The organism is Xanthocytophaga flava, assembly GCF_030068545.1.
GTDB classification, from domain to species: domain Bacteria; phylum Bacteroidota; class Bacteroidia; order Cytophagales; family 172606-1; genus Xanthocytophaga; species Xanthocytophaga flava.
Map to the genome: position 1 here is coordinate 137,444 of NZ_JASJOR010000022.1, position 6,577 is coordinate 144,020.

Sequence of the window (6,577 nt, forward strand, 5' to 3'; positions counted from 1 at the left end):
TAAAAGGTAACCATATAAACAAATATAAGCAAATAACAGACCAATCTTGAAATGTCACCACTCTTTTATCTTAACAAAATATATCGGAGTTAGCTTCATATCCTATAATTTTGGCATTCTGAAAGACAATACTTTTTGAATGTAAATGGTGTCTGATAAAAATTTCTTCTTCAGAACAATAATACTGACATTTTTGCATTTACCTAAAAAATTACTTTTGGAAATCTATAAAATCATTGCTAAAATTTACAATCATTCCTGCAAAAGAATATATTCGTAGGAAGTCTGTTTATTTCCAGCATTTACTAATTAAGTCATACATGAATTACGCTGACATTATAAAAAACCTTCGTGAAGCTTTAACCTATTCTCCCAATAATGTTGTCTTGCGAAAACAACTTGCAGATATGTTGTACGGACAAATGCTGTATGAAGAAGCCGAACAGGAATACAAGGCTACTCTTAACTATGATCCCCATAATGAATCTGTAAAACTGGGTTTAGCCCAAACATTTTATGCATTAAAAAAATACGATGCAGCATTGGTTGTAACAGAAGAATTGTTGTCTCTCGGAAACAACGAAGCCGCACTACTTATGTTATATGCCAGGCTTTTGTTTGAAAAACAATCCTATAAAGAAGCCTACGATCATTATAAAGTAGCGATAAGCAGCAATGGACACCTGCAGGACAAAGAATTTGAAGAGAAGTTGAATAAAGCCATTGCTATCAGTGGACAGGCTGTCTCAGTGAGTGTGCCTTCGGAAGAAACGGAAAAAGATTTTATTGAAAGAGATATGGAGCGTCCTACTGTTACGTTCAAAGAAGTAGGCGGGATGGATAAAGTTAAAGAAGAGATTTCGCTGAAGGTGATTTACCCTATGCAGAATCCACAGATTTATCAGGCTTATGGTAAAAAGATTGGGGGAGGTATTCTGATGTACGGCCCTCCTGGCTGTGGAAAAACATTACTGGCTAGAGCTACAGCTGGGGAGATCAAAGCAGGATTCATTTCTGTTGGCATCAATGATGTACTGGATATGTGGGTAGGAAACAGTGAAAAAAACCTGCACCAGATATTCCAGCAGGCACGTCGCAAGGCTCCTTGTGTATTGTTTTTTGACGAAGTAGACGCACTAGGTGCCAGTCGCTCAGATATGCGTCGCAGTGAAGGCAGATTCCTTATCAACCAGTTTCTAAATGAACTGGATGGAGTAGAATATTCCAATGAAGGGGTACTAGTCCTTGCAGCAACCAACTCGCCCTGGTATCTGGATGCCGCCTTCCGTCGTCCTGGCCGTTTTGACAGACTGATATTTGTACAGCCTCCAGATAAAGCAGCACGTCTGGGAATCCTGCAGATACTGCTTCGCGAAGTACCTACAGAAAATCTAGATCTGGAGCCCATTGCCAAAGCTACAGAAGATTTTTCAGGAGCTGATTTGAAAGCAGTGGTAGATCTTGCAGTGGAAGCAAAGATTACTGAGTCTTTTAAAACAGGTCGTCCAATGCCATTGACAACACAAGATTTAAAGGCTGCTACCAGTCGTCACGTACCAACAACCCGGGAATGGTTTAGTGCAGCTAAAAACTATGCATTATATGCCAACGAAAGTGGCCTATACGATGATATTCTAAAGTACCTGAAAATAAAGAAATAATTCCTTTGTCAGATTTCATTCTCAGTTACCCACTTTTCTGTTATTTTTAGAGATACAATCCTCTTCAGCAATCAATCTGTATATGGCTGAAGAGGATTCAACTATTATCCATTTATTTCATTTGCTGTCTATGTTTATATAGTATTCAAGGCATTACAAACAGCAAGACATCAATACCAAACGAATGTCTAACTCTTCTGACATTATTCTAAAACGGGCAGAGGTTCTGATTGATCAGGAGCGTTATGAACTAGCTGCCAAAGAACTCTATAAGATTTTAACAACAGAACCAGAACATGTGGATGCCATAGCCAATCTGGTTCGCAGTCTTACCGGATCTTCTCAATACAGTGAAGCAAAAAAATGGATTGAAAAGCTACTCTATCTGGCACCCGACAGAGCCTACTTTTACTATCTGGCTGCCTTTGTTGAGGTACGAATCAAGGATTTTGATCTGGCAGAAAAACATATTCGAACAGCCATTCAATTAGAGCCAGACTGGGCTATGCATTTTGAGGTCCTATCCCGAATCTATCAGCATCGTGGAAAATATGAAGAAGGATTAATCTATGCCAATGAAGGCTTGCGACTTGATCCTGACCACATAGATTGTCTGGATGCCCGATTATTTTCACTTTCTATGCTTGGTCATAAGGAAGAAGCATGGGCTACTATTAATCAAGCACTTAAACTTGAGCCAGAGAATCCTTATCTGAGAAGAGACATAGGTGTTGCTCTTATGCATCTTGGTGACTATGAAGCAGCTGAATATCATTTACAGGAAACCTTGCGTATTGAGCCATCTTATGAGGATGTACAAAAGCATCTAGGAAAAATCATTAAACAAAAACAATGGCCATATAGAATCAGTCGTACAGCAAATGTTGTATTTAATCGCTTATTATCTCTCCCATCCCGATTGCCACATACAGAATATGGATATGTGCTACTTTCACTTCTCTTTATTGCTGTATTATTTGTATTTCTTTTTTTCAAACAGCAAACTATGGTATGGGCTCTACTCATACTCCCCCTGGGATGTTTGTTGTTTTTTATTTCCCTCTACCTGTTCCAGTTCCTATTCAACACTTTATGGAAACCAGTAATTTATATTTCCGACTTATGGCTCTATACACATAAGAAACATAAGCACCTCTACCAGACAGAAAAACAAAAAGTAGTTCAAACCGGACAGTTAATTGGTATAGGAGTAATTCTCCTTGTCTTGTGCATTATATTTGGGAAAAATGTTCCTTTGCTGGCATGGATTGTTCTCACTATAGTAGTTCTGTACTGGTATAGTAAACATAGTCAGAAAAATACAAGCAGCTAAATTGGCTTATACTTATTTATACAACGATATCGATGATTGCAAATTCTCATTTACAGCGTGCAGAAGTATTAATTGAACAAGGCAGGTATGATATGGCAGAAAAGGAGTTACGAAATCTGCTGGGTCAAGAACCTCAAAATACAGTAGCAATGCGCATGCTGGCAAACTGTTTATTACAAACGAACCGACAAGCTGAGGCAGTACAGATTACTCAAACTCTCCTTACAATAGAACCCGATGAACCTTATAATCTCTATATTCATGCCATTGTATTATCAGAACTAGAAAAGTATAAGGAGGCAGAAAGCTTTATCCGACAGGCAATTGAAATGTATCCTCATGAAGCAGACTTCTTTCATGTACTATCCATTATATTTCTGAATCAAAAACGCTGGCAGGACGCGTTGCAGTATGCAGATGAGGGTTTGAACATAGATCCTAATCATTTGGGTTGCCTTAATATTCGTACAACTGCACTAACCAAACTAAATCGCAAGCAGGAAGCACTGGCTACGATTGAAGATGTACTGGAGCAAGATCCTGATAATGCGTGGTCACATGCCAATGTAGGTTGGGCAAAGCTGGAACAAGGAAATCCTCAGGCAGCCAAAATTCATTTTGCAGAAGCACTTCGACTAAACCCCACAATGGAAATAGCGCGATCGGGTATGCTGGAAGCCCTAAAAGCTCAAAATTTCCTATATCGAATTTTCCTTCAATTCTTTTTCTGGCTTAATAGGCATCAGGGAAAAACACAGTGGGGAATCATTATTGGCATCTACATTCTCAACAGAATTCTAAATAAGGTATCTGATCAATATCCGTTTTTACGTCCTGTTGCTGTCTTAGTGACTTTTCTTATTTATCTGACATGGATTATCAATCCACTATTCAATCTCTTTCTGCGGTTAGACAAATATGGTAAACATATTCTGACAGACAAAGAAAAAGAAGGAGCCAACTGGGTAGGTACTTCACTGGGAATTGCTGTCTTATCTCTTGTAGGATGGTTTATATCTGATGAGTTATTGTTACTAGCTTTAACCATCTTTGGTGCAACTATGGTACTTCCATTATCCCGTTTCTTTGATGCTGTTACACCACGCGAAATACGTATATATAAACTCTATACGATAGGTCTGTCAGTGATAGGCTTTATTACGCTGATAGGTATAGTACTTAATCAATCATGGATTGAAACTACAGGTACCATCTATTTGATTGGTATTTTCCTTTTTGGCTGGATTGCCAATAGCATGATAATTAAATAAAAAGCCTGTTGCTGAGTTTTTAAAACTCGGCAACAAGTTTTACTCTTCAAACTTTTAAGCTGTAAATTTGTCTATAGTCTCAGATAACTGGCTATAAATCTGTCCACAGGAAACGAAGAAACTTTTCTCAAGCACTTCTGTGTGCAATGTCTGAGTAGCTTCATCCCATGAATATTGTATAGAGATACCAAAAGGACCATTGATAACGCCACTGGTACCTTCGATACTAAAACCTTTTCTAGCTAATTCACCTTTTAGGGTTTCAAAAACAGATGGAGTTATTCCTGAAAATGATACGGGATCGCAAGCTGCCATAAGTGTATTAAAATAAATTGGTAAAAAGATATGCTATTACGCATTGAAAAATATATGCCAGAAAGATACATGTTTTGTAACTTTCTAAAAACAGACTACTATTTTATTTGTCTTAGAATATAGTAGCTTCAAATTTCGATAGCACTTCGTTCAGGTAGCAGATTGATCTGTCTTTGCTCCCTTCTTTGTACCACTGTACATATCAAAACGCATAAAACGACACTCAAGAGGCCCATTAAATACCACAATTTTACGGGATGGCCTTAGTCCTACATGCTTTAAAGCATCCATATTGGAACTAATAATCCACGCTGTAGAACCACTATACTTTTTCTTAAAAGTATCTCCCATACTTTTGTATAAACCGTTGATATCTTCATCCTGGTCCATCCTTTCACCATAGGGAGGATTAATAATAAGAACTCCAGGTTTCGAGGTAGGCTCAAAGTTCTCAAATGATTCATTATAGATAGTAATTACATCATCCAACTGTGCCCGTTTTATATTCTCTTTCGCCTTTCGTGCTACATTCCGAGAAATCTCAATACCAATCAATTCTATATTATTTGTATTTACTTTCTTCATAGAAGATTCATAAATCTTATCCCATAGATTAGCATCATAATCTTTCCAGTGCTGAAACCCAAATTCATCTTGATAATAACCAGGAGGAATATTGCAAGCAAGTAGAGCAGCTTCAATAAGAATAGTACCTGAACCACACATGGGATTAATAAGAGGAGCCTCTTTATCCCATCCACTCAAAAGAACCAATCCAGCAGCCAACACCTCATTAATAGGAGCCAAGTTTGTTTTGTCTCTATATCCTCTCTTATGTAAAGAATCACCTGAACTATCTAAGGAGACAGTACAAACATCGTTTTTGATATGCAAGTTTATCCGCAAGGTAGGCTTATCCAGTTCTACAGAAGGTCGGGCACCAAACTTATCTCTGAACTGATCAACAATAGCATCTTTGGCTTTTTGAGCTATAAATTGAGAGTGGCTAAAAAGATCAGTGCTTAACACACAGTCAATAGCCAATGTATCAGTCACATCCAGATAATCAGGCCAGTAAATCTTTTGGATTTCTTTATACAAATGTTGCTCATTACGCACAGTAAACTCCTTAATAGGTTTGAGAATACGTAAGGCTGTACGAAGGTTCAGATTGGCCTTGTACATAAACCCCTTATCACCAACAAAACTAACAGCTCTGTTATGAACTTCTATTTCTTGCGCCCCTAGTTGAAGTAGTTCTTTGGCTAAAATGTCTTCAAGGCCAACGATGGTTTTGGCCAGCATCCGAAAATTTGATATTTGCTCTCTTGCCATTAGTGGCTCTTTAAATTGATACAGGTACAAAGATAGAGAGCTTCAATATAAAAGTAGTGATTGAGAAACAAAAGTTGTGAAATCTGAAAGAGATATTGGGGAGGTACAAAAACAAAAAAGCCACTCAAAGTAAGAGTGGCTTAGAAGTAATGAAGTGTAATGATAAAGTGGCGGCAACCTACTTTCCCACCGGTGAAGGCAGTATCATGGGCGTGAAAGGGCTTAACTTCTCTGTTCGGAATGGGAAGAGGTGATCACCTTCACTATAACCACCAACAATGTTGGTGTCTTGCGACAATGCTTTGTGTCTTACGACTATTTGTCTTACGACTATTTGTCTTACGACTGATTTGTCTTGCGACAATGTTTTAGAAGTTCGTTTTACTCATCTTACTTAGTTGAGTGTACTACTCTAGTGAGTAAAACTCTTTATAGAAAAGAATTGACAAGTGGAAAAGAGAGAAACTCATTAACGAGTGTTTAAATCATTTCTGATCTAGTTGAGTATAAATAAAGTATTTTTTCAGTTTGTAGTTCTGACTTGCATGATCAGCAAAAAGAAAAAAACGGAAGTCTTCGGATCATTAGTACGACTTGGCTGAACATATTGCTATGCGTATACCTATCGCCTATCTACGTTGTCATCTCCAACGGTCCTATAT

General features: G+C 37.9%; 5 protein-coding genes and 2 rRNA genes. 3 read left to right on the forward strand and 4 right to left on the reverse strand.

The features are described 5' to 3' along the window. Positions 1-320: 320 nt before the first annotated feature. The 3 genes from QNI15_RS27150 to QNI15_RS27160 all read left to right on the forward strand — a co-directional run bounded on the left by QNI15_RS27150 (position 321) and on the right by QNI15_RS27160 (position 4,265). Positions 321-1,661 (forward strand): AAA family ATPase, encoded by a 1,341-nt coding sequence (locus QNI15_RS27150; protein ID WP_314001534.1) that lies wholly within the window; start codon positions 321-323, stop codon positions 1,659-1,661. 184 nt (positions 1,662-1,845) lie between these two features. Continuing rightward, the gene (locus tag QNI15_RS27155) at positions 1,846-2,994 is read left to right on the forward strand and encodes a tetratricopeptide repeat protein (protein WP_314034751.1); all 1,149 of its coding nucleotides are present in this window, start codon (positions 1,846-1,848) and stop codon (positions 2,992-2,994) included. A 32-nt stretch (positions 2,995-3,026) separates the two neighbouring features. Continuing rightward, a complete protein-coding gene (locus tag QNI15_RS27160; RefSeq protein ID WP_314034752.1) occupies positions 3,027-4,265 on the forward strand; it encodes a tetratricopeptide repeat protein in 1,239 nt (412 codons plus the stop codon). Between the two features lie 54 nt (positions 4,266-4,319). Here the strand turns inward: QNI15_RS27160 and QNI15_RS27165 are convergent, their stop codons facing one another. The 4 genes from QNI15_RS27165 to QNI15_RS27180 form a co-directional block, all read right to left on the reverse strand. Further along, positions 4,320-4,580: a hypothetical protein gene (locus tag QNI15_RS27165; RefSeq protein WP_313987478.1), complete on the reverse strand. Its 261-nt coding sequence runs from the start codon at positions 4,578-4,580 to the stop codon at positions 4,320-4,322. A gap of 150 nt (positions 4,581-4,730) precedes the next feature. After that, on the reverse strand, positions 4,731-5,915 hold the full coding sequence (locus QNI15_RS27170; protein WP_314001526.1) for a THUMP domain-containing class I SAM-dependent RNA methyltransferase: 1,185 nt from the start codon (positions 5,913-5,915) through the stop codon (positions 4,731-4,733). Between the two features lie 165 nt (positions 5,916-6,080). Next, positions 6,081-6,192 (reverse strand): 5S ribosomal RNA (rrf, locus tag QNI15_RS27175). Between the two features lie 287 nt (positions 6,193-6,479). Then, positions 6,480-6,577, reverse strand: a 23S ribosomal RNA gene (locus QNI15_RS27180); the annotation flags it as partial.